Here is an 859-nt window from a genome sequence, read left to right as displayed (position 1 = left end):
TCTTAATTCTTATGCCAAGAGGAAGCGCTTTTGGACATTTGGACAAAGTATACATCCAAAAATCCCTGGTGAAGATGTGTGGACTTGGGGACCATTTTTTACTGTGTCAATGTGGGTACTTAAGTCAACGTACGGTAAATTCCCTTTATATATAACTGTAAACTTCATTATTCATGTTGTATTTACATTTGTAGTTTTGCCAAAATTAAAAGAGACAAAAGTTTTTAAACTCAAAAAAATTAATCCGTTCCAGTATGTAACAATTTTAACTCTCAGACAAATTTTGTTATATCCTTTTCAAATTATCAATCAAAGATTTTTTAATCTATCTAATGAGAAGTAAACTTTACTCAGGGAGAGATTTTAAAGATAGAGGTTCCTATATACAGTTTTATGGTAACTACAAAGCCAAAAAATCACCATTTTATTTCTTAATCGGTGTCTAGTTCAGCGATGTTACCGCGTTAGTACAATATCAATGGTCTGACGTCTTTTGCTACCTTATATCTTATAATTAGACAAAGTCTCCTTAAATCAGAACAAAAATGTGTCTCCTGCTTATGTTACAATCATTAAATCCCAAACGAGTACATTAAAATTTTATTAAATGTAGCTCGAAATAATAAAGGTGTAGGTGATTATAATGGCAGCAATTAAGGACTTTTTAAAATTAGATATTCGTGTTGGTACGGTAGTCAAAGCTGAACCATTTCCAGAAGCAAGAAAGCCGGCAATAAAACTAGAGATAGACTTTGGTGAGCTTGGAGTAAAATGTTCTTCAGCTCAGATTACGCGACGTTACAAGCCAGAACAATTAATAGGCTCTCAAGTGGTTGCTGTGGTAAATTTTCCTCCTATG

The 859-nt window shown here is 33.1% G+C and carries 1 protein-coding gene and 1 pseudogene; both read left to right on the top strand.

From position 1 onward, the window contains the following. A pseudogene (locus tag RB298_RS07120) lies at positions 1-343 on the top strand (hypothetical protein); the annotation flags it as partial. Between the two features lie 300 nt (positions 344-643). After that, a partial coding sequence (locus RB298_RS07115; RefSeq protein ID WP_486046566.1) for a tRNA-binding protein occupies positions 644-859 on the top strand: 216 nt, incomplete at its 3' end.

It is taken from the genome of Priestia sp. BR_2 (assembly GCF_041954005.1).
Classification (GTDB): domain Bacteria; phylum Bacillota; class Bacilli; order Paenibacillales; family Paenibacillaceae; genus Paenibacillus_AQ; species Paenibacillus_AQ lautus_A.
This window is presented reverse-complemented; position numbering and strand designations above follow the sequence as displayed.